The sequence below is a fragment of the Brevibacterium sp. S111 genome (assembly GCF_004745075.1).
Lineage (GTDB): Bacteria > Actinomycetota > Actinomycetes > Actinomycetales > Brevibacteriaceae > Brevibacterium.
Map to the genome: position 1 here is coordinate 372356 of NZ_RHFH01000001.1, position 24693 is coordinate 397048.

Consider the following 24693-nt stretch of genomic DNA (forward strand, 5'->3'; position numbering starts at 1 on the left):
TGGCTTCACGCAGCCCGCGAGGACCTCAGAACCAGTTCGGCTCGTCGGCGGTCAGCCAGCTGATCGGATTGACATTGCGGCCGTTCGACATCGCCACGGACAGGATGTTGGCCAGATAGCGATCTTCGGAGATCTCCAGCGGCCGGCCCGCGCTGTCACGACTGCGGCGGAGGTGACGCAGCAGCGGTCGCCCGCGGGCGACACCCAGGAGGGCAGCGTCCTGTTGGCCGCAGACGGTGGCTGAGAAGACATGATCGGCACCGGCGAACACGATTCCGTGCTGCTGGGCGAGGCTGCGGCTGACCGATGCCGCATCACCGGGAATCTTCTCGACCATCTCGCCGAGCTGCTCGGGGTAGCTCGTCCTCTCAACCATGACCTTCTCCCCGTCGAGCAGACGCACACGCAGAACCCGCAGCACACGTGCACGGGGGTCGACTTTGAGTGCCGCGGCCGTCTCCTCCCCCGCGATGCGCCAGTTCTGTTCGATGACATGACCGCCGGGAGTCCGTCCGTGTGCACTCGCCCACTGCGCGAAGCTGCGGAACTCCTCGGCCACGGCCGCCGGACGGGGACGTCGCAGCACCGTCTTCCGCGCGCCCCGGCGGCCTCCCAGCGTGCCCTCGCTGACCAGCAGACGCAGGGCTTCGCGCACCGTGCCCGGAGCGACTCGGTACTCGGCGGCCAGAGCCGCTTCGGATTCGAGGCTCTGCCCCACCTGACGTGCCCCGGTGCGAATCGACTCCCGCATCTGCTCCGCGATCTGCTCGTACCTTGCGCCACTCGCCCCGGTTGACTCCCGCTGCGCTTCGGTCACGCCTTCAGTCCTCTCATGATATTCCTCCAGTCCCGCCAGCACGCTCAGCACCGCATACGGTGCTGTGCATCTACGCTACCGCAAGCACCGAGATGTCGATGACAGCGCACTCACCGCATGCTGACCATCCGGATGCGGCAACGTCGACGGGCGTCCAGTGTTCACCCGAGAGGGGCGACAGTGTCACTCTCCATTCACACTTCGCTGGTGAGGTTATTCTTAATTCCACATCCTCACTAGTGAGCTAAATTGCCTATCCTTCATCTGTTCCCTATCGTGGATGGGGATCGAAGCACTTCGAATAAGAACACATGCGCTTACGCGCAAGTCCGAAAGGCGAGTACGACGATGCTCAAACACACACGAAAGCTCACAGCTGTCCTCGCAGTGGGCGCTCTGGCGGCCCTGTCCGGCTGCGGTGGCAGCGGGGAATCTGAGGAATCCGCCAATTGGCGATCGGCGACGTCGGTCGAAGACGGCGGGGGCATGGATGCTCTCGTCGAAGCGGCTCAGGCGGAGGGATCGCTCAACGTCATGGGCCTCTACCCCGATTGGGCCAACTACGGCGGGCTGCTCGACGCGTTCGCGGAGAAGTACGACATCGAGATCGACAACGACACCTCGACCGGCGCGAGCCAGGACCTCATCAACGCGGTGAAGAACAGGCAGGGGCAGGAGACCTCTCTCGACTATCTCGACACCGGCGAATCCTTTGCCGTCGATGCCGCCGAAGAGGGTCTGCTCGCCGAGTACTACCCTGAAACCGCCGATGACATCCCCGAAAACATGAAGTCACCGGACGGCACCTGGTTCAACCACCTCGGCGGGACCATGGCCATCGGCTGCGACGCCGAAGCGGTGAAGAAGTGCCCCACGAGTTTCGAGGAGCTGCTCGACCCGGAGTACAAGGGCAAGGTCGCTATGCGCGGAAACCCGACCACGGGCGAGGCCGGCTTCATGGCCGTCGTCGCCGCGTCCCTGGCCAACGACGGCTCACTCGATGACATCCAGCCGGGCATCGACTACTTCGCGGAGCTCTCGGACAAGGGCAACCTCGTGCCGACCGAGGCCGAGGCCGGAACGTTCGAGACCGGTGAGACGCCGATCGCCGTCAACTGGGACTACCTGCTCCTGCAGTGGGCGGACGACCTCGCTGACGGCGGGGTGGACATGTCGATCTCCATCCCGTCGGACGGCACTGTCGCCTCCTACTACGCAGCATCGATCAACGAGGATGCACCGCACCCGGCAGTTGCTCGCCTGTGGCAGGAATTCGTCTTCAGTGACGAGGGGCAGAACCTGCTGCTCGAGGGGTATGTCATGCCCGGACGACTCGACGCCATGGTCGAGTCCGACACGGTCGACGACGATGCGCTGTCGAAGCTGCTCGATGATGCGGTGGACCAGACAGCACCGCAGCCGACTCAGGAACAGCGGGATTCGCAGCAGAAGGTCCTCGCCGACAACTGGGCGAAAGCGATCGGATGACCTCAGTCCCACAGTCGCTGCCGCACACCGGTGGGCCGGCCGGAGAAGATTCCTCTCCGGCCGGCCCACGGCGCAGGCGCACCCCCTCACCGGCCCTGACGGCTCTGGCACCGATCACGATCATCATCGTGCTGTTCTTCGTGATCCCGATCGGCGGAATGGCGGCGACATCGTTCCTCGTCCCGGGCAGCGAACCGGGGACGAAGACCTTCGGCCTCGACAACTACACCGCGCTGGGTTCGGGTTCGCGCTCGATGGCCCTGGGCAACAGCCTGCTGCTGTCGTTCACCGCCGCCACGGTAGCCGCGGTCTTCGGCGGCATCTGCGCCTGGGCGATCTCGACCGTGAAGTCGAAGATCGTCGACTCCATCACCGCGGTCATCTCCAGCGTGCTGGCCAACGACGGAGGCGTCCCTCTGGCGTTCTCCTTCATCGTTGCGGTCGGCAACACCGGATACTTCACCGCGCTGATCACTGCGGTCGATTCGACGTTCACGCTCTACAGTGTCAAGGGCCTGATCCTCATGTACCAGTACTTCCTCATCCCCACGATGATCCTGCTCACGCTGCCCAGCTTCGTCGCGCTCAGACAGCAGTGGCGTGAGGCCAACACCTCCTTGGGCGGCACCGACCTGACCTTCTGGCGCCGAGTCGGACTGCCGGTCATCACCCCTGCCCTGCTGGGCGCCTGGCTGCTGATGTTCGGCTCCGCCTTCGGCACTCACGCCTCGGCGGCGGTGCTCATCGGCACGGGCGGCTTCCCCCTCATCCCCCTCGAGATCGCCGGCCAGCTCGCAGGCTCTGCTGCCACCGGCGGAGAAGGGGTGGCCATGGCGCTGGGTGTGACGACGGGAGCGATCGCCGTCATCGTCCTGATCGCCTTCAACGCACTGACGAAGAGGAGCGCCAAGTGGCTCAACACCTGAACAGCTCTCCGCGGATGAGGAGATTCTTGGCCTGGCTGCCACTGGCGGCCCTGGCGATCTTCATCCTCACACCGCTGTTGAGCTCGCTGACCTACTCGTTCTTCCGTGCCGACGGCAGCTTCACCACATCCGGGCTCACCGGTCTGGCTGACTCAGGAAAGATCGTGGCCCCGCTCATGCGCAGCCTCATCGTGTCGGTGCTCGCCGCCGTCATCCTCGTCGTCACGCTGGTTCCCGCGGTCGTCGCCGTCCACCTCTGGGCGCCCCGACTGCGATCGGTGCTCAGCATCCTGTGCACCCTTCCGCTGGTCGTCCCGGCGATCGCGATCGTCGCCGGGCTCTCGGCGGTTCTGCGCAGCCTCGCATCCCAGGGACGCGGCAGCTTCGGCATGCAGCTGAACACCATGCTGCAGTCCCAGGACCTGCCGCTCGTGCTCGTCGGCACCTACGTCATCCTGTGTCTTCCCTTCACCTTCCGGTCGATCGATGCCGGACTGTCCACCCTGCCGCTGCGCACCCTCTTCGAGTCCTCGTCGATCCTCGGTGCCGGACTGGGAACCACGCTCCGCCGGGTCGTCATCCCCAACATCCGCGGACCGGTGATGTTCTCCCTCTTCTTCACCTTCGCCCTGTCCATTGCGGAGTACACGGTGGCCGCGACCCTGTCGATCAACACCCTGCCGGTCTTCCTCAACACGCTCTCGAGCACGAACTTCCGCGGTTCGATCACGCTGTCCGTGCTGCTCAACCTCACCACGTGGCTGCTCTTGGCAGCTGCAACCGTGAGCGCATCGCGGTTCGGTCACCGACCGAACGCTGTGAGCGAAGACGATGAGACAGAGGCCGACGACCCGGCCCCCGCTTCGGCCGCCGCCTCAAGAAAGGACGCTGTGACCTCATGACCATCTCTGAACGCACTCGACCATCGCCCGCGGGCCCCGAGCAGTCGAACGAGCCCGAGTCCGTGCGCTTCGAGCACGTGGACAAGTCCTATGGCAGCACCGAGGTGCTCAAGGACTTCAACATCGACATCGAGGCCGGCAGCATGGTCAGCTTCCTCGGCCCTTCGGGCTGCGGCAAGACGACGACTCTGCGCATCCTCGCCGGTTTCGAACCGGTCAACGGAGGAGACGTGCTCGTCGGCGGCGAATCCGTACTGAAACTGCCGCCGAACAGCCGGGACATGGGCATGGTGTTCCAGAGCTACAGCCTGTTCCCCAACCTCAGTGTCAGCGACAACATCGAATACGGTCTGCGGATCCGCAAGGTCGATGTCGGAGCACGGCGCCGACGCACCGAGGAACTCCTCGAGATCTGCGGGCTGACCGGCATGGGCGGCCGCTTCCCGCATCAGCTCTCGGGAGGCCAGCAGCAGCGCGTGGCTCTGGCCCGCGCATTGGCCACCCAGCCGAAGGTCCTTCTGCTCGACGAGCCGCTGTCGGCACTCGACGCCTCGGTCCGTTCCTCACTGCGTGATGAGATCCGTCGGGTGCAGCAGGCGCTGGGCACCACGACGGTCTTCATCACCCACGATCAGGGAGAGGCGCTGGCGATCGCCGACCGTGTGGCCGTGATGAACGGCGGCAGGATCGAGCAGTACTCCGCCCCTCACGAGGTGTACTCCTCCCCCGCCACCGCGTTCGTCGCCCGCTTCGTCGGATCGATCAATGAGTTCGCCGTCGGCCGCGATTGGACGATCCGGGACCGTCTGCCCGTCGAACCCGCACCCGATGACACCATCTTCGTCCGGCCCGAGAATCTCTCGATCACCGCGGCCGCTGATGGCTTCCTCGAGGTCAAGCACAGCACCTACACCGGCGAGCGCACGATGGTCCACCTCGGTCTGCCCGGCGACCACAGCGCACAGTGGTCGGCATCGCTGGCCTCCGCTGACGCCGACGCTATGCGACCGGGACTGCGCATCGATGCCTCAGTCACCGCCGAGCCCGCACTGCGCCTGGGCCGCAACGACGCCGCAGGACTCCGCGCATGAGCGGCTCCATCACCGGCTTCTCCGGTGCCGTCTTCGACTGCGACGGTATCCTCGTCGACTCCGAAGCGCCCTGGATCGAACTCATGGGAGACTACCTGGAGTCGCTGGCCGCAGACGACATCGCAGCCGAGGATCTTCGCGGACTCACAGCAGCCGAAGCCGTGGCGCGACTGCAGCAGGTGCATAAGAGCCTCGGTTCCCCCAGCGATGTCCGACCGCCGACAGCCGAGGAGGTCGACCGCGCTTACAGCGCCGCTCTGGAACACGTCGCAGCACCCGTGCCCGGTGCTCCCGAACTCGTGGCATCACTGTCAGGCAGCATCCCGATCGCCGTGGCCAGCAACGGTCGCGGCGGCGACGTGCGCGGCCTTCTCGAGCGAGCAGGCATGCTCGACCTCTTCGACGCGATCATCACGATCGACGATGTCGATCAGGGCAAGCCCGCTCCGGACCCCTACCTGCTGGCCGCACAGCGACTCGGGTTGGCCGCCTCGGCGGTGGTCGCCTTCGAGGACTCACCGGTGGGGTCACAGGCAGCTCACACGGCCGGATGCACGGTGATCGGAGTCAACAGCGATCCCAGCATCGAACTGGCCGGCGAGGTGCGGCTGCGGCACTTCGCCCAGCTGCGCTTCGACTCCCGAACCCGCACGCTCCTCCTCGACTCCGACTACTGACCACCCACCCGATGCCGATCATTGGAGAAGATCCCATGCCCGCTGAGACCACTTTCACCCTGCAGACATGGAACGTCTGGTACGGCGGTCGAGAAGTCGACTTCGGCCAGGAGAAGCAGTACGCGATCGCAGCGCAGTTCCCGGCAGACGTCCTGGCGCTGCAGGAGTGCTGGGGCAGCGCTGCGGAGAACCTGGCCCCGAAGCTCCTGGCGGATCATGCGCAGCGCGGATGGGATACAGCCGTGCTCAGCACCGGGCAGCTGACGCCGGTGGACACCAGCACGCTGCCCTACGCTCAGGCCGCACTCGTGCGACCGCTGCCGGACTCGCCGCGGATCCTCGTGTGGTCCGTCCACCTCGCGCCGTACCCCTATGCGGTCTACCGAGCCCTGCAGGGTGAGGGCCAAGAGGTCGCCGATGCCGAAGAGGCTCCTCGTCTGCAGCAGATCGAAGAGATCCTCTCCGAGACTGCCCGCATCAGCGCTGAGGTCGACGAGGACGACCTGCCGGTGGTCATCTGCGGTGATTTCAACACCCCGTCCACCGGGGATTGGGCGGCGCGCACCGATCGACCCGATATCGCCTGGCGCTCTCCCGATGCGCTGCTGGCCGCCGGATTCACCGACACCTTCCGCGCGATCCACCCCGACCCCGTCGCCGCGCCGGCCGATACCTGGTCTCCGATCGAACCACTCACCCATGCCGGTCATGAGGAGAAGCCCGAACCGGGTCGCACCGACGGCGCCGAACCTCGTGATCGCATCGATTTCATCTTCTCCCGCGGCCTCGACATCGTCGACAGCGTGATGCGCGGCTGCAGTGCCGAGGGCCTGACCGAAGACGGGTTCGTCGATGTGGGCGGCCGCTGTGAACTCATCCCGCACCAGCGGCAGAACCGCTTCCCGTCCGATCATCAGCTCGTTGAGACGAGGTTCGCCTTCCGCAGCTGATCGTCTTGTCGCGATCGGCGGGGTGTCACGCGGTCGATCGCACTCAGGGACCGGTATTCAGCTGCTGCCCGACCTCCTCGGCGATCCCTTCGTAGACGGGCAGCACCGTCTGTCGTGTGGCGCCGATGAGGTTGAAGCCATGACCGACCTCGGGCAGGTCGACGTGCCCGCGCAGCGACCCGGCCCGTTCGAGACGCTCGGCGTAGCGGATGCCCTCATCACGAAGGATGTCTCTGCCGCAGGTGATGATGAGGGCGGGGGCGATGCCGTCCAGTGGCGCAGTGTCGTGGTCGCCGGCCGGTGACGCCAGACGACTGCGACGGTCGGTCGCATCCGGACAGTAGACGACGTCGAAGATCGGGCCCATGCGCGCCAGGAACGTCTCCTTGCCCTCGCGCAGCTTCTGGGCGGCGGGGATGCTCAGGTCGAGAGGCGGGTACATGAGCATCTGCAGAGCGAGTTCAGGACCGCCGTGTTCGAGCGCGAGCCGCGCCGCGCCCGCGGCCAAGGCGCCGCCGGCGGACTGACCACCGATGGCGCATCGTGTGCCGTCCCAGGGGCGCTTCTTCTCCGCTGCCCACAGCGCCACATCATAGGCCTGTTCGACAGGGCCGGGGAAGCGACACTGCGGCGCAGGAATGTAATCGACGTTGATCACGGTCACCTCCGCTTCAGCTGCGAGGTACCGACACAGCGGGTCGTCCTGTTCGGGGTGGCGCAGGATGAAGCCGCCGCCGTGCAGATTCACATAGACGCCCCTGCCCTCCATCCCCTGCGGAGGGGAGTAGACCGTCGCGGGCAGACTGCCGTGACGCGTGGGAATCCTGATGTCCTCGGTGCTCGCCGGGATCTCCGCGAACGAGACCTCCGACGGTCGGCGGGAACCGCCTGGGCCCTTCTGCGCCAGACGGGCAATGACATCGGCGACGGGACGGGGAACTGCCATGACTGACCTCTTTCGGTTTCGGCCTCGTCTGAGTCTCTGCCACCTCGGCGGCATTCCGAGACGACGGTACTCCACCGTACTGCGATGCCCACACGGCGAGCCCAGATCGCTCGCATAGACGCCACAGCGGCAGAAGTCCGTAGTACAGTCAGTTCACATCGTATTCACATGGTCGACACCGTTGTCGACCTGTCGCCGGATAACGTGCAGGAGATTGCGCTGATTCCGTGCGCGGTGCTCCGTTCCCACGAAAGGCCCCTATGAACGTCTCCAAGACGGCTTCATCCGCTGCTGCTCTCTGCCTCGTCGCAGGCCTCGGACTTGTTTTTCCCGGCGGCCCGGCGCTTGCTGCCGATGCTGTCCACATCAGCGAGATCGGCTACACCCTCGACATCGATTTCATCGAGATCGCCGCGGAACCGGGCACGGACGTTTCGGGGTGGACCATCGGGTCCGTCACTCGCGGCGGCAGCGTCCAGGCCGAGGAGAACACGACGACGCTGCCCGAGGACAGCACCGTCGGTGATTCCGGCGCACTGGCCGTCGAGGTGCCGATCACCAACTCCGTGAACTCCGGTCCCGCCGCCGACGGCAGCTACGGCTCGTCCGCCTACGCCATCGACGACGAGGGCGCACTCGTGTCCTTCGCACAGATCGGCGGCGTCGTCGGCGGCAAGGGCGTGACCGGAGCAAACGGCAAGTACACGCCCGCACCCGTGGTCGGTGAGGAAGCCGAACCCACGGGTGCCACGGCCGCCGGCGGGCAGTCGATCCAGCTCGTCGACGGCACATGGACATCCGCGGCCCCCGCCCCCAACGCCCTGCCCGGTGATGATGGCGGCGAAGATCCGGGCCCTGACCCCGAAGACGTCACTCCGATCGCTGACATCCAGGGCACGGGCAGCGAGAGCCCCCTTCAGGGTGAGACCGTGAAGACCCGCGGCGTCGTCACCGCTTCCTACCCCGACGGCGGTCTCAACGGCTACTACGTGCAGACACCCGGCACCGGCGGGGCCGACGACGAGACTCCGGGTGCCTCCGACGGCATCTTCGTCTACTCCCCCGACACCGTCGGCAGCATCAGCATCGGCGATCACCTCGAACTGACCGGCATCGTATCCGAGCACTACGGTCAGACGCAGATCTCCGTCGGTGCGAACGGATTGACGACTCTGGAAGAACCCGCCGAGGCGGTCAAACCGGTCGAGGATGCGTTCCCCACGGATGAGGCCGAACGCGAGGCCCTCGAAGGTATGCTCCTCCAGCCCAGCGGTGAGCTCACCGTCTCCGACAACTACAACACGAACACCTATGGTGAAGTCGTGTTGGCCACCGGTGAGGAAACCCTCCCTCAGGCCACGGATGTGGCCCGCCCGGGCTCCGAAGAGGCCGAGGCGATCGAGGCGGACAACCTCGAACGCGAGGTCATCCTCGACGACGGAGCGACCGTGAACTTCCTGGAGAACGATAAGGATGTGCCTCTGCCCTATGTCTCGAACGACGCTCCCGTCCGGGTCGGCGCCACGGCAACGATCACCTCGCCGGTGGTGCTCGGATTCGATCACGAGAAGTGGCGCTTCCAGCCCACAACCCGCCTGACCGGGGCCAACGCTGACGCGGTCCAGCCGGCGAGCTTCTCCGACACCCGCACCGAGGTTCCGGAGGCCGTCGGCGGTCAGATCAGTCTCGCCAGCTTCAACGTCCTCAACTACTTCACCACGACCGGTGACCAGCTCTCCGGCTGCACCTACTACGACGACCGCGAGGGCAACCACATCACCGTCCGCGGCGGCTGCGAGGCTCGAGGGGCTGCGAATGCCGAGAGCCTCAAGCGGCAGGAGTCGAAGATCGTCACGGCGATCAACAAGCTCGACGCTTCCGTCGTCTCCCTCATGGAGATCGAGAACTCCGCGAAGTTCGGCGACGACCGCGATGTCGCGCTCGAGACGCTCGTCGAACGCCTCAACGAGGCGGCCGGAACCGAGAAGTGGGACTTCGTGCCCTCACCCGAAGAGGTCCCGGCCGATGAGGACGTCATCCGCACAGCGCTGATCTATCAGCCCGCCGAGGTGGCCCCGCAGAAGGACTCCACGATCCTTGACGATGAGGATGCGTTCTCGAACGCACGCGAACCCCTGTCTCAGGCGTTCGCCCCGAAGGACGACTCCGGTGAGGTCGAGAAGGACAAGACGTTCGTGACAATCTCGAATCACTTCAAGTCCAAAGGCTCGGGCGAAGGTCCGGGCAATGAGGACTCCGGCGACGGCCAGGGTGCCTCGAACGCCGATCGCGTCAAGCAGGCGAAGTCGCTCGTCGACTTCGCCGGAGACCGGCAGAAGGCTGCCGGCAGCGACTATGTCTACCTCCTCGGCGACTTCAATTCGTACACACAGGAGGATCCGATGCAGGTCTTCTACGAGGCCGGCTTCAAGGACGTCGCCTCGGAGAAGACGGATAAGTCGACCTACGTCTACGGTTCGCGCACCGGCAGTCTCGACCACGTGCTCGCCCTCGATTCCGCTGGAGGCGCAGAAAACGCGGCGAACACACAGAACACCAGCACCGAGGCGGCCCTTCCTTCCAGCGGATTCGACGCGATCACCGGGGCCGATATCTGGAACATCAACTCGGTGGAGGCGCTGGCCCTCGAATACAGCCGCTTCAACTACAACGCGGCTGACCTCTTCGCACCGGATCAGTTCCGAGCCTCCGACCACGATCCCGTGATCGTCGGGCTCTTCGACGAGGACTCCGATGACGGGGGCTCGGATGGTGCGAGGTCTGACTCGGACGGTGCAGATGGCGGGTCAGAGGACGCCGACGGTTCGGACTCTGCCGGTTCGGACGGCGCCGGAAGCAGCGCCGACGGCGCTAACGCTGGCTCCGACAGCGCGAGCGGCAGCGACAGCGGGAACAACGGCACCGCGTCAGCCTCGAGCGACGCCAACGCGAGCGACGCCGACTCGGGCAGCGACGCGGGAGGCCATCTGCCCCGGACGGGTACCGACCTGACGGTGATGATGGCGATCGCGGCGGGGCTCATCGCAATCGGCGCGGGCGTCGTCTTCCTCGTTCGTCGGCGCCGCCTGAGCTGAGGCCGGCCACCCCTCAGTCGCTGACGGCGACCTTCCCGACCATGAGCACCCGTGCGGTGCGGAACAGGGAGGTCGCCGTCACCGTCTGCGCGTCGTCGTCCCACACCGCCGAGGCGGTCACTACTCCCGATGGTGTGCCCAGTCGCACCTCTGGGCCGGTCCATTCGGGATTGTTGCGTTCGATGATTCCGCGGACGAACGAATCACGTTCGGGCAGAAGTGCGGCCGCGGCCAGGCACATCGCCGCGGTTCCCGGGACGGCCTTGTGCGCCTGTCCCATCGAGATGACGCGGACCAGGATGTCGACGTCGGCAGCCGCAAGTCCGGTGCCGTCGAGGAGTGTCGTCGCCTGCGGATTGCTGACGATCGCGACCTTCGGCACGACCTCCGGCGCCGTCTCCGGAGTCTCGCACAGCCCCATGCGCACGGCGGCTTTGCGCCGCAGCTCGTCGATGAGGCGCAATGACGGCGCGTTTGCGTCGATAGCTCCGGGTGATTCGGTGCCACGCAGCATCACCAACGAGGACGGCACGACCACGAGCGGCAGGGTCGCATCGACAAGCGTAGCCTCGAACCGACATCCGCCCACCTCGAATTCTTCGCGTGCGACTCCGGTCGGCAACAGTGCACCGGTCCGACTGCCCGCAGGGTCGGGGTAGGTGAGTTCGATCGTCGCGCCCGTGCCGCTGACACCGGGCAGCATCAGATCGCCCTCGACCGCAGCCTGCCCGTCGACGACGTCGAGGCCGACATCGACGAACTTCTCGGTGTTCGTGTTGAATAGGCGAAAGACATGCCACCCGTCGTCGGCAGAGACCAGCCCGGACGACAGGGCGAAGGGCACGACCCCGGAGGAGAGGTTTCCGCAGTTGCCGGAATAGTCGACGACCGCCTCGGTGACTGCGACCTGCCCGAAGATGTAGTCGAGGTCGACCCCGGCACGGGTCGAGGCGGACACGACCATCACCTTCGACAGCGAGGAGAGGCCTCCGCCCATCCCATCGAGCTGCCGGCCGAACGAGTCCGGTGATCCCAAGGCGGCAGTGAAGATCGCGTCCCGCTCCGAGGTGTCACCCCCGGGGCCCAACGGCGGCAGAGCGTCCTCACGGAAGAACAGGCCTTTGCTTGTGCCGCCGCGCACGAAAGCGGCATCGATCCAGCGGGTCATACCCCCAGAGTAGCCAACACCCCGGACATCACTTCACCGACTTCGGCACGATGGCCATGGCCGCGAACCCGAGCACCGCGACGACGGCGAAGAGGTAGAAGCCCCAGGGGTAGGCGATGCCGGCGGTGACGAGGGCACCGGTGATGAACGGTCCGACGATGGCACCGAGGCGGCCGATTCCCGAGGCCATGCCGAGCGCGGTGCCGCGGGCCTGGGCCGGGTAGATCGCTGAGACGAAAGCGTACACGAGGACCTGGGCGGAGAAGACGAAGACGCCGGTGACGAAGACGGCGACGTTGAGCAGAATCTGGCTGGTCATCGGCACGGACAGCGCGGCGAGGAAGATCGCGGCGAGGATGAACCACATGAGGACGATCTTCTTCGTCCCGTGCTTATCGGCCAGCCATCCGGCCAGGACGAGCCCGACGACGGCTCCGATATTCATGACGAAGAGCATGACGAGGGAGTCCGAGACCTCGTAGCCGGCGTCGGCCATGATCTTCGGCAGCCAGGTGTTGAGGCCGTAGACGAGCAGGAGGCCCATGAAGCTCGCCGCCCACACACCGATGGTCACGAGTGCGAGTTTGCCCTCGAAGAGTCCGGCCATGCCCGTCTTCGCCTTCGCATCGACCCCGCCGGCAGGGTCGACGTCCGCTCCCACCGTCGCCGAGGCGGCCGCCGGGTTCCGTTTGAGCTCCTGCGCGATGAGGAATGCTTCGGACTCCGGCAGCTTCCACCACAGAAGCGGAACCATGAGCAGGCCCGCGACACCGCCGGCGATGAAGAGGAGATGCCAGTTGTGGGAGTAGGCGACGGCGAGCAGGGAGATCGCAACGGCGCCGGCATGGTAGCCGGTCATCGTCAGGGTCGTGGCCTTGCCCGTCTTTCCGGACCTGTTGTATTCGCTGATGTAGGCCAGGGCGCTGGGCATCACGGCGCCGAGGAAGAGACCGGCGATGAACCGGAACGTCGTGAACAGGGCGACGTTCGGGGCGAAGGCGACGAAGAGGGTGAAGACACTGAAACCGATGACGCAGGCGATGATCGCCCAGCGTCGGCCGATCCGGTCGACGACGGGACCGACGGAGACGGCACCGAGTCCGACGCCGACGAGGCTGAGCGTAGCCACGACGGTGGCCGCCTCGGGGGTGAAGCCGAGCGCCTGGGTGGCGAGGAGCTCGGGGATGACTGCGCCGAGCACGACGAGGTCGAAGCCTTCGAGGGCGACGGCGAGCCAGCAGAGGACGGCGGGCCACCGACCAGCCGGGGTGACGGCAGGCATGGTTGCGGACGGGGCGGATGAGGACATCGGAGTCTCCGAATCAGGTGGTGTGGCGAATCAGAACGGGTAGGGCGCGATGGTCGAACGCATCGTCACCCATTGGGTTTCGGTGAAGGCCTCGATATTGGCGTCGGCACCGCCGAAGCGCGAACCGTTGCCGGAGTCCTTCATCCCGCCGAAGGGGACGTTGGCCTCATCGGAGACGGTCTGTTCGTTGATGTGGACCTTTCCGGTATCGACGAGGTCGGCCAGCTCCATGGCCGACCCCACATCACCGAGGATGCCCAAGGACAGGCCGTATTCGCTGGCGTTGACCATCTCCGCGGCTTCTTCGAGGGTGGAGAACCGGGCCACGGGGGCTACGGGGCCGAAGATCTCGGTCGTCCACGCCGGGTTCGACGGGCTGAGGTCAGTGAGCACCGTGGGTGGGACGAAGGCGCCCTCGCCGACTCCCCCGGCGACGAGACGGGCACCGTCGGCGGTGGCCTTGTCGATGATGTCGCGGACGTGGGTGCGCTGCTTCTCGTCGATGATCGGTCCGATCGCGACGTCTTCGGTGGCGGGATTGCCGACCGGCAGATTCCGGGCCCGTTCGGCCAGGCCCTCGACGTATTCGTCGAAGATCGATTCGTGGACGAGGTGGCGGCCGGTGGTCATGCAGATCTGGCCCTGGTGCATCCATGATCCGAAGGCCCCCGCCGAGGTGGCCGGACCGACATCGGCGCCGGGCAGGACGACGAGCGCGTTGTTGCCTCCGAGTTCGAGGTGGCAGCGCTTGAGGAGGCGACCGGCGGCTTCGCCGACCTTGCGTCCGGCCCCGGTCGACCCGGTGAAGGAGATGACCGAGACCTCGGGGGCGGCGACGACGGCTTCGCCGGCGTCGAGTCCGCCGGGCAGGACCTGGAGCAGTCCTTCGGGCAGTCCCGCCTCGGCGAAGACCTTCGCGATCGATACGCCTGCGCACACCGCGGTGCGGGGGTCGGGTTTGAGCAGCACCGCGTTGCCGAGGGCCAGTGCCGGCGCGACCGAGCGCATGCCGAGGATGAGCGGGAAGTTGAACGGGGCGATGACGGAGACGACTCCGGCCGGCACCCGGCGGGCAAACGACCAGCGGGGTTCGTTCGAGGTCAGGACCTGGCCCTTGGGGTGGCTGGGCAGGGCCGCGGACTCGAAGCAGATCGCTTCGGCGGAGGCGATTTCGAGGGCGGCCTTGGCCGGGATGGAGCCGGCTTCGCGGACGATCCAGGAAGAGAGTTCGTCTGCGTGTTCGGCCCACAGGGCACCGGCCCGGCGGAGCACGGCCGCGCGGTCGGCCGGTGTTGTTCGCGCCCATTGCCTCTGCGCGGCCGCGGCGCGGGTGGCGGCGGCGTTGACGTCGTCGGCGCTGGCGGCCCCGAGGCGGCCCAGAGTCTCTCCCGTCGCCGGTTCGATGACGTCGTAGGTCTCGCCGGATCCGGCGGTCCAGGTGCCGGTGAAGATCTTCTCGTGCCAGTCGGTTCCCAGGAAATCAGCCATGATGTGTCCTCTACTTCTTCTCGGGGCGGGTCTTTTCGGTGTTCACTTCGATGAGGCTCGCCTGTCCGCGGGCCGCCCGGTCCTGCGCATCGTGGAGCAGGTCAGCGAGTTCGGCGGTGGTTCCGGCGTGGGCGGCGTGCATCTGGTACCCGCTGGCGATGGACACGAAGTCGACTTCGCCGAGGTCGAGACCGGGCGCCTTGTCGACGCCGAGCATGTCGGCGAACCAGTCGAGTGCCCCGTAGGTGCCGTTGCGCAGCAGGACGATGATGACGCCGATGCTCTCGTCGACGGCGGTGCGCAGGGCGGAGATCGAGTAATGGGCGGAGCCGTCGCCGATGATCGCGACGACGGGTCGGTCGGCATCGGCCAGGGTGATGCCCATCGAGGCCGGCAGCCCCCACCCAAGTCCGCCGGAGGCGGGGAAGAAGTAGGATCCGGGGCCGGTGAGGTCCATCTGGGTCCAGAAGGCCGCGTTCGTCGAGGTCGATTCGACGACGTAGCGGGTGTCATCCGGCATCGTTTCGCGCATGCCCGCGAACACCTCCTCGGGGTGGAGGACCCCATCGGTCGCCGAGGTGGCCGGATCGGGCATGACCCGTTCCGGTGCCATGCCGGCCGGTCCGGTGCCCGCTGGAGCGATGTCGAGGGCTTTCGCGAGGGCGAGAATGGTGTCGACGGGATCAGCGATGAGGGCATCGCCGAAGGGTGCACGAGCGGCGGCTGCGGTATCCTCGCCGATCTGGATGAGTTCGGTGGTCGCCGGCAGATACTGGCCCGACTGCCACTGGTGGTAGCGGAAGACCGGTGCCCCGATGACCAGTGCCAAGTCGTGCGCGCCGAGGATCTCGCCGATCGGCGCGATTCCGGCGGGCAGGACGCCGCGGAAGTTCGGGTGCTGGTTGGGAAACGGCAGACGCGCAAGTGACGGGGCTGCCCAGACGGGCAGCTCGAGCGTCTCGGCAAGGGCGACCGTCGTGTCCCAGACGGTCTCGTCGTCGACGTCGGGGCCGAGCACGAGGGCCGGTGCCTCGGCTCCGCGCAGCTTGTCCGCGAGCTCGGTGACCGCTGCGGGGTCGACGGTGCGAGCGGAGGTGATGCTGCGGGAGAGTTGGCGGATCCGTTCGGCAGGCACCTCGGCATCCCAGTCGTCGTAGGGCACAGAGAGGTAGACGGGGCCTTCTTCGGCGGCGAAGACGGATTGGGAGAAGGCACGGGGCACGTCCTGCGCACTTAAGGGTTCGAGCGACTGATGGACGAGAGGTTCGGCGAGTTTCGGTGCCTGCACATTGGCGAGCATCACTTCGGGGCCGATCATGTCGCGGACCTGTTGGCCTGCGGTGATGACGAGCTTCGACTTCGAGATCACCGAGTTCGTCAGCGCCCCGAGACCGTTGCCGGTGCCGGAGGCGGCATGGAGGTTGACGAGTGTGGGGCGGTTCGTGATGAGCGAGTGACCGTCGGCCATGGCCACGACGGTGGCTTCGTGGAGGCCGAGGATATAGCGAGCGGGCAGATCTTTGAGAAAGGGCAGCTCATTGGAGCCCGGATTGCCGAACATCGTGGTCATCCCATGAAAGGCCATGAGTTCGTGGACTGCCTGGCGAACCGTGACTGTCGTCATCGACGTGATGCTCCTTGAGGTGGTGGGGTTGCGGGCACAGTCAGCTGAGGACTGTGTTGCACCTCTCGTCAGAGTAGTGATCGGCGACACGAGAGACCACAATGGTCCCATTCATTGAGAACCATCGCTGAGAACCGCTAGAATCAGGGTATGGCGAATTCTCGTTCCGGCGACTCGATGATCGATCGCCTCGTCCGCGTGCTCGCGTCATTCGATCCCGACCATCAGAGCCTGAGCAGTGAGGAGATCGCCGAGCGCGCCGATCTGCCGAAGTCGACGGCGTATCGGCTCATCAACGACATGATGCGCCATGATCTGCTCCAGCGCGACCCAGTCGGGCGAATCCGGATCGGCGTGGGGATGTGGGAGCTGTCGAACCGAGCCTCGGACGCCGTCGGGCTCGCCTCGGTGGCGCGGCCGCACATGATGGCCGTGCAGGAGTTCGTCGGGGAGAACACCCAGCTGGGGATCCTGCGTGAGCGGGAGGTGCTCATCATCGAGCGGATGTCTGCACCGAACGCGGTCATCCACCGGTCGAAGACGGCCGGCCGCCTGCCGGCGCACGCTTCCTCGTGCGGTCTCGTCCTGCTGGCCTATGCACCCAAGCACGTGCGTGAGACCTATCTGCGCGGACCGCTGGCGGCGATCACGGAGAAGACGACGACGGATCCAGCGACTCTGCGGCGGATGTTCTCCTCCATCCGCGCCCATCACTTCGCCGAACTCTCCGGGCATATCGATGACGGCACGACCGGCATCACGGTTCCGGTCTTCGACGCCGGCGGGGTGGCGATCGCCGGGCTCGGCGTCGTCATCGACTCCGAGCACCGCAAGGGGGTGCCCGCGATCATGCAGGCACTGAGGACCGCCTCGGCGAGGATCACTCAGGACCTTGCCGCCGATGATCGCTTCGTCGGCTGAGGTCCGTCACCTCGGCTGACCACTCGCCCCAGGATTCAGACGAGCAGTGCGACGATCAGGCAGACCACGCCGAGGAGGGGCAGTGTTCCCTGCTTGAGCGCTGCCCCGAGCTGTTCGGGGCTCGACACGGCGAGCACGAACGCCGCAGCGAGCATCGATCCGGCTCCGACGAAGACGAGGGTGAGGCCGATCGGGGACGATCCGGCCGCGACGACGATGATGCCGATGATCACGGCAAGCGCGAGGAAGAGGTTGTAGAAGCCTTGGTTGAAGGCGAGGGATTTCGTCGCCTCGGCTTCGGCCTCGGTGGTGCCGAAGGTCGCACGGGCACGCGCACTCGTCCAGGCGATGGATTCCATGTAGAAGATGAAGACGTGCAGGGCGGCGGCGAGGCCCGCGAGGACGAGGCCGGCGATGATCATCCGCGGGCCTCAAATCTGGCTCGGCGCTTCTCGGCCTCGACCTCCCGATCCTTCGGCGGCGCGTTCGTCACGAGCGCGTCGAGGAGGTGCTGGGTGGAGTGGGCGATCTCGGCGACGGCGGAGTCGAAAGCCTTGGCATTGGCCAGGGAAGGCTTTGTCGTCCCGGCGATCTTGCGCACATACTGCAGCGCCGCAGCATGGACTTCGTCGGAGGTGGCGGCGGGCTCGAAGTTATGGAGTGTCCTGATGTTCCTGCACATGGTCGAAGACTACGCTCTCCTGGGTCGATAGGCGCGTCCGAAGCTGCGTCGGTTGGACTCGTCGATCTCGACGAGCTCCCAATCCACACGCCGACCGCCGGGAACGTCGAAGATCCGGGTTCCGTCGCCGAGGAAGACCGGAGCGACGTAGACCTGAAGCTCGTCGATGAGGTCGATCTCGAGCGCCTGCCGAGCGATGTCGGCGCTGATGATCTGGATATCGCGGTCCCCGGCGATCTGCTGGGCCCTCTCGACCGCCTCGGTGATGGTGCAGTTCATCGCCGTCACCGAGGCGTCTGCGGCCAATTCCTCGGGACGGTGAGTGAGGATGAACTCCGTTCCCGACCACGCACCGCCGTAGGCCTCGGATGTCATCTCGTCGCGTTCGTCGGCCTGCGCCTTGGCCGCGTCGTAGCCTCGGCGCCCGGAGATGATGACGGCGACCTTCGAAGCCATGCTTTCGGTGGTGCCCTCGGAGTTCGGTTCCGATGCCGAGAGCCAGGACATGTCATGCCCGTGCCCGGCGATGAACCCGTCGATCGAACAGGTGAAACCCCATGCCACTTTTCCCATCGCTCCCCCTCGAGCATCGGCGATCGCCGACATCTGATTGCGGAATGCAACCAGTGAACCACTGCTGTGGAGCTCAATCAATGCCTCGTGTGACCGATCAGTCCCGCAGGCAACGGAATGCTCTCCGTCCGTTCTTCGTTGTTCCTGGTGAGGGCCACACCAGCATGGCTCCACAGATTTTCGAGAAAGTAGGTCACCACCATGGCAGATTTCACGAACAAGGTCGCACTCGTCACCGGCGGCGGATCGGGTCTCGGAGAAGCGATCTCGAAGGATCTCGCTTCCAAGGGTGCGAAGGTCGTCATCACGGACATCGATCTCGATGCCGCGCAGCGCGTTGCCGATGAGATCACCGAAACCGGCGGGACCGCCTCGGCGATCAAGCAGGACACGAGCGCGAAGGAAGACTCGGAGAAGGTCGTGCAGTTCGCCGTCGACACCTACGGCGGACTCAACTATGCGGTGAATAATGCCGGCATCGGCGGCAAGCAGGCGCCAGCAGGCGAGACCGACCTGGACTCCTGGGACAAGGTCATCGACATCAACCTCAACGGCGTGCTCTACGGCATGCGGCACCAGATCCCGGCGATGCTCAAGGCCGGAGCGAAGGACTCGGCGATCGTCAATATGGCCTCGGTCCACGGAACGGTCGCGGCGATCAACAACGGCGCCTATACCGCAGCCAAGCACGGCGTCGTCGGCATCACGAAGAACGCCGCCGCAGAATACGGTGCCGAGGGACTGCGCATCAACGCGGTCGGTCCCGGCTACATCACGACTCCCCTGCTGGAGAACAGCCTCGACGCCGAAACCCTCGAGGGCCTCAAGGCCAAGCACCCGCTCGGACGCCTGGGCACCGCCGAGGAGGTCGCGAAGGTCGTGAGCTTCCTGCTCTCCGACGACGCCTCGTTCGTCACCGGTGCCTACTATCTCATCGACGGCGGCTATACCGCGGTGTGAGGTTCAATGCGGTGATCTCCTGACCGGGTGTTCAACGTTTGCCGATGTTCAATCTTTTGAACATGCACGGTTCGTTGAGCACTCGGGACCGCGAGCGAAACTCACAATTGCGGTCGTGGACAACGCAGCGAGGACGTGGGAGGTGACATGGTCATGGCGTCCGCCCTGTCTCCCCCACGATCTCCCTCACTGCGTCATTCGCTCGGGTTGAGTCCTCGAGCAGCTCGGCGAATTCGTCGAGGTCGATCTGCGACTGCAAGTTCCTCGCGCCTTCTGCAGCTAGTTCGCGAGGCGCCGACCTCGTTCCCACCGAACGCTCTTAAATCGCCCAGAACTCACACTGTTTTCCAGCGTAGCGTCGCAGGCACAGCCCAAAGACTTTGGACCGTGGACGATACCGAAGGTGATCGACCATGAGCACAAACCAGATCTACCAGCACCCGAAACCCCTGCACGTGGTCCTCGGCAGGCGAGCGGGACTCTTCCTGCTCATCGGAGTCCTCGGATTCCTCTTCGTCAAAATCATCGGCCCGATCCTCCAGACCGGTCCCGAACTCGTCGTCGAGGCCATCATCTCCGGGATCCCGCTGCTCCTTGCCGCCGGCTGCGCAATCACCGCGGCGGCGCTGGCGATCGTGCACTGGATGCGTCATTCGGCGGCGTGAGCAGCGGCCGAATCGAGCCGCTCGCGCTCCTCGCGGGCGGACGGGTGAGCGGTCTTTCCGTCCTCACCACTGATCGTGGTCGAATACCTGGCAGAACACGCTCGTCATCTGGTCGCTGAAGAGGACGAACTGGACCTCGGCGATCGATTCCCAGCGGCCGCGGGACCGCCCGTCGACGATGACGCTGTGAGCCGCCTCGGCGACGTCGCGGGCGGACCAGCCATAGACACCGCCGCCGATGGCCGGGAACGCGATCGAGGTCGCACCGAGTTCCTCGGCGAGGTTGAGACTCGACTCGAAGCACGACTCGAGGATTTCCGGATCGGCCTCACCGGCGTGCCGATTCGGCCCGACCGTGTGGATGACCCAGCGGGCCGGAAGGTCACCGGCGCTCGTGGCCACAGCCTGACCCGGCGGGAGCCCGCGCATATGTGTGGTCTGCCTGATTTCGCGGCAGGCTTCGAGCAGAGCAGGCCCAGCCGCGCGGTGGATGGCTCCGTCGACCCCGCCGCCTCCGAGCAGACTCGAGTTCGCGGCGTTGACGATCGCGTCGACGGCCACCTCGGTGATATCGCCTTCGAGAACCGTGATCTTCATGCCTCGAGTCTAGACATCGGCACTGACGTTGCCCACCGGTCGGCGTAGCCTGGAGACACCGTGAAGGAGGGTTCATGTGCAGGCTGCTCGGATTCATCTCTCCCACCCCGACCACGGCCGCGGATCTCGTCGGTGTCGATGAGTGCCGGCAGTGGCAGTCGATGGGCACCCTCCACGATGACGGGTGGGGCACGGCATGGATCAACATCGGCGCCGAGGCGGTCGCACGGTTCCGCACGCCCACCGAGGGTGCCGATGATCCGCGGTTGACCCGAGCCTTGGACGGGGACGCGAGCGAGGGTCGGATCTGCCATCTGCGGATGGCGACGACGGGGCTGACCGACCTCGAGGAGAACACGCACCCGTTCCTGGCCGATGGGATCGCGATGGCGCACAATGGTTCGGTGCATCCCATCGAGCGGCTGCGCGAATACGTGAGCCTCGGCGAGATCGACGAGATCGGCGGAACAACGGATTCGGCGATCATCTTCGCCCTCGTCCTCCGGCGGCTGCGTCAGGGCGAACCGCTGCTCGAGGCCGTGGTCGCAACGGTGCGGATGCTGCGGGCCGACTTCGATCACCCCGGGATCAATCTGCTCTTCCTCACGGTCGAGGAGATGATCGTCGCCCACGCGACGGCAGGCACCCAGGTGCCCTATCTGCAGGGGCCGCTGCCGCCGGATCATCACGATCACTACTACCGGATGAGCTGGCAGAGGCTGCCCGACAACGCAATGATCGTGTCCTCCTCGGGACTAGAACATCGAGGCTGGAGTCTCATCGAGCAGAACACGATCACCCGACTGACCGTCGCCGATGGCGCGGAGACGATCGTGGAGCTGTAGTCAGGGCGTGCCTGGATTCAACCCGTCCGGGGTTCAGGCCTTCTGGACGGTGATGGTCCAGCTGGCGTCGGTGACCCGGTCGAAGTGGGTGACGGGGTAGCCGTTCTCCGCCGCCCACTGCGGGATCGCCTCGGTGGCCTGGGTGCAGTCGAAGTTGATGACGAGTTCGTCGCCGTCGTTGAGGCCTGTCATGGCCTCTTTGGCTTCGACGAGCGGGAAGGGGCAGACCTGACCGTCGGTTTCGAGTACCTGCTTCATACGCTCCTGCTTTCCGCCGCGGGCACACTGGCCTGCGACTTCTTCGGTTTGATGGTGGCTTTGGCGGCGATTCCGGCGCCGGCGATCATGAAGACCATCGACACCCAGCCCTGATACTCGAACTGTGCGGTCGAGACCATGGAGTTGCCGACGGTGCAGCCGCCGGCGATGGCCGCGCCGACGCCCATGCCGATGCCGCCGACGATCGATTTGAGGATCGTGGCCTGATCGGGCACGCGGAGGCGGAACTCCCCGGAGGCCTTGGCCGCGATGAACGACCCGACGAGGATCCCGATGACGAGCATGACGCCCCAGTCGATGAGGCCGGTGTCTCCCGTGGTGAGGAAGCCGACGAGATGCGCCGAAGGGGTGGTGATGCCCAGTCCGGAATTGCGTCCCGTCGCCGCCGACAGCGGCCAGGCGATCGTGGCGATGACGCCGATGACCACGGCGGTGGCGAACGGGTTCCAGCGCTTCTCGGTGAGCAGGTGCGCCAGTCCCGTCTTGCGCGGCGGCAGGCTGGCCATCGGGGTCTTGAGTTTGCGGGAGTGGTAGACGGTCAGCCAGATCGCGATGGCCGAGACGATGACGACGAAGACCCAGGGACTGAGGCCCGTGCTCGCCTGCAGGCTGCCGTTGTCCAAGGTAATGGCGCGGATGCCGTCGGTGAAGCCGGCGGCCGGGCCGAGTTTCATGACGGCGGAGAAGAGGGCGTAGAAGATGAGGGCGAACCAGCTGCCGACGAGACCCTCCCCGGCACGGTAGTAGGTTCCGGTCGCGCAGCCTCCGGCAAAGACCATGGAGAACCCGAAGATCAACCCTCCGACAATCGAGGCCAGCCACGGGAACGGTTCCGCCTCGAGGGCGATGACGCCGAAGCTGTTGAGCAGGAAGAGTCCGATGGAGTGGACGGCGATGAGCACGATCAGGGCGGAGAACCAGCGCGTGTTCCCCGTCAGGGTGAGATCACGGAAGGCACCCGTCACACAGAATCGGCCACGCTGGAAGACGAATCCGAGGACAAGGCCGACGATGAGTCCGGTGATGATCATTAGGCTGCTTTCTCTGCACGGCAGGATCGCGGGCGAACACAACAGTGGCCCATTTTGCTCAACAATCATGAGTGAGTCAACCGAGTCGACCGAAAATGCCGCCGCGCTCAGCGCCCGTGACTCACGTCACCGCAAAAGTATCTTGACATCAAGATACTTCGAGTAGCATAATTTAGGTATACCTAACCTAAGGTAGAGAGGTCATGATGAATCGGAATCAGGCACTCACAGAAGTGCAGTCACTCGCACAGTTCGCCGCAGACGCTTCGCTGGACATGCTCAGCGACACCGCCCTCGAACAACTCAAGATCCGCGTGCTCGACACGATCGCAGTCGCCATCGGCGCTCTCGACGCGCAACCGCTCAAGGAGATTCGCGCACTCGTCGAAAGTCTCGGCTCCGGACACGGAGCCACCCTCATCGGCGGTGGTCAGGCCAGCCCCGACCATGCCGCGTTCTTCAACTCCGCGCTCAGCCGGTATCTCGACTTCATGGACGCCTATCTCGCCAAGGGCGAGACCAACCATCCCTCGGACAACATGGGAGCAGTCCTGGCCTCGGCAGAAGTCGCCGATGCCTCGGGAGCGGACTTCCTCACCGCCTTCGCCGTGGCCTACCAGGTCCACGCTCGCCTGTCCGACGTCGCCCCGGTCAGGGATCTCGGTTTCGACCATACGACGCAGGGCGCGTTCGCCGCTGCCGCCGCCTCGGCGAAGGCCCTGGGGCTCGGCACCGACCAGATCGCGAACGCCGCAGCCATGGCCGGCACCGCGAACGTCGCGCTGCGGGTCACTCGCACAGGAGATCTGAGCCATTGGAAAGGATTGGCGTATCCGCACGTGTCGAAGGAGGGCGTGTTCGACGCTCTGCTGGCCGCACGCGGCATCACCGGTCCGGCCGAGGTCTTCGAAGGCAACAAGGGCTTCAAGGCCCTGGCCGGAGACTTCGAACTCGACTGGTCGAAGGAGGACCTCGAGAAGGTTGCGGGCACGATCATCAAGAAGCACAATGCGGAGATCCACTCCCAGTCTGCCCTCGACGCCGCGCAGGACATCCGGCGCCACGACGGCTTCCGCACCGACGCCATCGCCAGCGTGGAGCTGACGACCTTCGACGTCGCCTATTCGATCATCGGCGGCGGCGAGGAAGGCGACAAACGCAACGTGCGCACGAAGGAAGAGGCCGATCATTCGCTGCCGTGGATGCTCGCCGTCGTCCTCCTCGACGGGGAACTCAACCCGGGCCAGTACACGCCGAGTCGGATCACCGCCGACGATGTTCAGGATCTCATGCGCAAGGTCACGATCAGCCCGTCGCAGGAGTTCAGCGATCGGTTCCCCGAAGAGATGTGCGCCGATCTCGTCGTCACTCTCACCGACGGCACGAGGTTCCACGCCAGCACCAACGGCTATGAGGGCTTCACCACGGATCCCCTCGACTGGGCGGGTGCCCGCCGGAAGTTCGATGCCGTGGTCTCGCCCTTCGCCGAGGCGGGGCTGCGTGACCGCATCGCCGATCTCGTCCACGAGCTGGAGAACCATCGGATCAGAGAGCTGACCGAACTGCTCGCCCAAGTCCCCCGGACTCGCAGCTGAGGCTGCGACAACCGCCGGCTCGTGCCGGCACCCAGTCGGCCCGTCGCCGACACCCGAAGAAAGG

The 24693-nt window shown here is 65.7% G+C and carries 24 protein-coding genes; 12 read left to right on the forward strand and 12 right to left on the reverse strand.

Annotation, left to right across the window (positions count from 1 at the left end; genetic code table 11):
* Positions 1–25: 25 nt before the first annotated feature.
* Positions 26–817, reverse strand: coding sequence for a GntR family transcriptional regulator (locus tag EB836_RS01765; protein WP_205683268.1), 792 nt, complete (start codon positions 815–817; stop codon positions 26–28).
* A gap of 348 nt (positions 818–1165) precedes the next feature.
* Between EB836_RS01765 and EB836_RS01770 the strand changes: the two genes are divergently transcribed.
* From EB836_RS01770 to EB836_RS01795, 6 genes are read left to right on the forward strand one after another with little or no spacing between them, the layout of a single operon-like run.
* A complete protein-coding gene (locus EB836_RS01770) occupies positions 1166–2305 on the forward strand; it encodes an ABC transporter substrate-binding protein (RefSeq protein ID WP_135537381.1) in 1140 nt (379 codons plus the stop codon).
* A complete protein-coding gene (locus EB836_RS01775; protein WP_135537382.1) occupies positions 2302–3231 on the forward strand; it encodes a spermidine/putrescine ABC transporter permease in 930 nt (309 codons plus the stop codon). Before EB836_RS01770 ends, EB836_RS01775 begins: the two co-directional genes overlap by 4 nt.
* 26 nt (positions 3232–3257) lie before the next feature.
* Positions 3258–4133: an ABC transporter permease subunit gene (locus EB836_RS01780; RefSeq protein ID WP_205683269.1), complete on the forward strand. Its 876-nt coding sequence runs from the start codon at positions 3258–3260 to the stop codon at positions 4131–4133.
* Positions 4130–5224, forward strand: a complete 1095-nt coding sequence (locus EB836_RS01785; RefSeq protein ID WP_135537383.1) for an ABC transporter ATP-binding protein — start codon at positions 4130–4132, stop codon at positions 5222–5224. The genes EB836_RS01780 and EB836_RS01785 overlap by 4 nt, the downstream gene beginning before the upstream one ends.
* Positions 5221–5901, forward strand: coding sequence for an HAD family phosphatase (locus EB836_RS01790; RefSeq protein ID WP_135537384.1), 681 nt, complete (start codon positions 5221–5223; stop codon positions 5899–5901). Before EB836_RS01785 ends, EB836_RS01790 begins: the two co-directional genes overlap by 4 nt.
* Positions 5902–5936: 35 nt before the next feature.
* On the forward strand, positions 5937–6851 hold the full coding sequence (locus tag EB836_RS01795) for an endonuclease/exonuclease/phosphatase family protein (protein WP_167854315.1): 915 nt from the start codon (positions 5937–5939) through the stop codon (positions 6849–6851).
* 43 nt (positions 6852–6894) lie between these two features.
* On the opposite strand, the gene EB836_RS01800 is transcribed toward EB836_RS01795, so the two are convergent.
* Positions 6895–7797, reverse strand: coding sequence for an alpha/beta hydrolase (locus EB836_RS01800; RefSeq protein WP_167854316.1), 903 nt, complete (start codon positions 7795–7797; stop codon positions 6895–6897).
* Between the two features lie 260 nt (positions 7798–8057).
* On the opposite strand from EB836_RS01800, the gene EB836_RS01805 reads away from it, so the two are divergent.
* Complete coding sequence (locus tag EB836_RS01805; RefSeq protein WP_135537387.1) at positions 8058–10892, forward strand: ExeM/NucH family extracellular endonuclease; 2835 nt, start codon at positions 8058–8060, stop codon at positions 10890–10892.
* Positions 10893–10905: 13 nt separating this feature from the next.
* On the opposite strand, the gene EB836_RS01810 is transcribed toward EB836_RS01805, so the two are convergent.
* From EB836_RS01810 to mdlC, 4 genes are read right to left on the reverse strand one after another with little or no spacing between them, the layout of a single operon-like run.
* Entirely contained in the window at positions 10906–12060 is a 1155-nt protein-coding gene (locus tag EB836_RS01810; RefSeq protein ID WP_135537388.1) for a PrpF domain-containing protein, read from the reverse strand.
* Positions 12061–12088: 28 nt separating this feature from the next.
* The gene (locus tag EB836_RS01815) at positions 12089–13369 is read right to left on the reverse strand and encodes an aromatic acid/H+ symport family MFS transporter (RefSeq protein WP_135537389.1); all 1281 of its coding nucleotides are present in this window, start codon (positions 13367–13369) and stop codon (positions 12089–12091) included.
* A gap of 30 nt (positions 13370–13399) precedes the next feature.
* Positions 13400–14857, reverse strand: coding sequence for a benzaldehyde dehydrogenase (locus EB836_RS01820; RefSeq protein ID WP_135537390.1), 1458 nt, complete (start codon positions 14855–14857; stop codon positions 13400–13402).
* Between the two features lie 10 nt (positions 14858–14867).
* Positions 14868–16481 (reverse strand): benzoylformate decarboxylase, encoded by a 1614-nt coding sequence (gene mdlC / locus EB836_RS01825; RefSeq protein ID WP_135537391.1) that lies wholly within the window; start codon positions 16479–16481, stop codon positions 14868–14870.
* A 150-nt stretch (positions 16482–16631) separates the two neighbouring features.
* Between mdlC and EB836_RS01830 the strand changes: the two genes are divergently transcribed.
* Complete coding sequence (locus EB836_RS01830; protein WP_135537392.1) at positions 16632–17402, forward strand: IclR family transcriptional regulator; 771 nt, start codon at positions 16632–16634, stop codon at positions 17400–17402.
* 35 nt (positions 17403–17437) lie between these two features.
* Here the strand turns inward: EB836_RS01830 and EB836_RS01835 are convergent, their stop codons facing one another.
* From EB836_RS01835 to EB836_RS01845, 3 genes are read right to left on the reverse strand one after another with little or no spacing between them, the layout of a single operon-like run.
* On the reverse strand, positions 17438–17824 hold the full coding sequence (locus EB836_RS01835; protein ID WP_135537393.1) for a DUF1304 domain-containing protein: 387 nt from the start codon (positions 17822–17824) through the stop codon (positions 17438–17440).
* Entirely contained in the window at positions 17821–18084 is a 264-nt protein-coding gene (locus tag EB836_RS01840; protein WP_135537394.1) for a DUF2277 domain-containing protein, read from the reverse strand. The genes EB836_RS01835 and EB836_RS01840 overlap by 4 nt, the downstream gene beginning before the upstream one ends.
* A 9-nt stretch (positions 18085–18093) precedes the next feature.
* A complete protein-coding gene (locus EB836_RS01845; RefSeq protein WP_135537395.1) occupies positions 18094–18657 on the reverse strand; it encodes a dihydrofolate reductase family protein in 564 nt (187 codons plus the stop codon).
* A gap of 201 nt (positions 18658–18858) precedes the next feature.
* Here EB836_RS01845 and EB836_RS01850 point away from each other — a divergent pair, with 201 nt between their 5' ends.
* Both EB836_RS01850 and EB836_RS01855 read left to right on the forward strand, forming a co-directional pair.
* On the forward strand, positions 18859–19617 hold the full coding sequence (locus EB836_RS01850; protein ID WP_135537396.1) for a glucose 1-dehydrogenase: 759 nt from the start codon (positions 18859–18861) through the stop codon (positions 19615–19617).
* Between the two features lie 413 nt (positions 19618–20030).
* Positions 20031–20282, forward strand: a complete 252-nt coding sequence (locus EB836_RS01855) for a hypothetical protein (RefSeq protein WP_135537397.1) — start codon at positions 20031–20033, stop codon at positions 20280–20282.
* Between the two features lie 63 nt (positions 20283–20345).
* On the opposite strand, the gene EB836_RS01860 is transcribed toward EB836_RS01855, so the two are convergent.
* Positions 20346–20879 (reverse strand): O-acetyl-ADP-ribose deacetylase, encoded by a 534-nt coding sequence (locus EB836_RS01860; RefSeq protein WP_135537398.1) that lies wholly within the window; start codon positions 20877–20879, stop codon positions 20346–20348.
* A gap of 74 nt (positions 20880–20953) precedes the next feature.
* On the opposite strand from EB836_RS01860, the gene EB836_RS01865 reads away from it, so the two are divergent.
* Positions 20954–21724: a class II glutamine amidotransferase gene (locus EB836_RS01865; protein ID WP_135537399.1), complete on the forward strand. Its 771-nt coding sequence runs from the start codon at positions 20954–20956 to the stop codon at positions 21722–21724.
* Positions 21725–21757: 33 nt separating this feature from the next.
* Here the strand turns inward: EB836_RS01865 and EB836_RS01870 are convergent, their stop codons facing one another.
* Positions 21758–21982, reverse strand: a complete 225-nt coding sequence (locus EB836_RS01870) for a sulfurtransferase TusA family protein (protein WP_135537400.1) — start codon at positions 21980–21982, stop codon at positions 21758–21760.
* Positions 21979–23034: a YeeE/YedE family protein gene (locus EB836_RS01875; protein WP_135537401.1), complete on the reverse strand. Its 1056-nt coding sequence runs from the start codon at positions 23032–23034 to the stop codon at positions 21979–21981. The genes EB836_RS01870 and EB836_RS01875 overlap by 4 nt, the downstream gene beginning before the upstream one ends.
* 203 nt (positions 23035–23237) lie before the next feature.
* On the opposite strand from EB836_RS01875, the gene EB836_RS01880 reads away from it, so the two are divergent.
* On the forward strand, positions 23238–24629 hold the full coding sequence (locus tag EB836_RS01880; RefSeq protein ID WP_240689540.1) for an MmgE/PrpD family protein: 1392 nt from the start codon (positions 23238–23240) through the stop codon (positions 24627–24629).
* Positions 24630–24693 lie beyond the last annotated feature (64 nt).